General features: G+C 32.3%; 1 pseudogene. It reads left to right on the forward strand.

Annotated features, from left to right (window positions below):
• Positions 1-238: pseudogene (locus tag SCA31_RS23925) on the forward strand (hypothetical protein); the annotation flags it as partial.
• Between the last annotated feature and the right edge of the window lie 25 nt (positions 239-263).

Consider the following 263-nt stretch of genomic DNA (forward strand, 5'->3'; position numbering starts at 1 on the left):
TAACAAAATTGGCGGGAATTTTTATTTTAATTACACGGATATGCGGGTTAACTTTTTAAATAAAAATACAGGGAAAGAGAAAAAGGTTCTGAGTGCTATTGCCAATATTTTTGTTAAAAATGATTCCAAAGGTGAGCCCAGCCATGTAGAAGTTGATGTAAAACGCGATTCCAACAAAAGTTTCTTCAATACTCTGTGGCAGGGAATTATGGAAGGATTGAAAAAGTACCTGATTTAATCTTGATTACTATATAAAAACTAAG

The organism is Chryseobacterium sp. SIMBA_028, assembly GCF_046535285.1.
GTDB lineage: Bacteria > Bacteroidota > Bacteroidia > Flavobacteriales > Weeksellaceae > Chryseobacterium.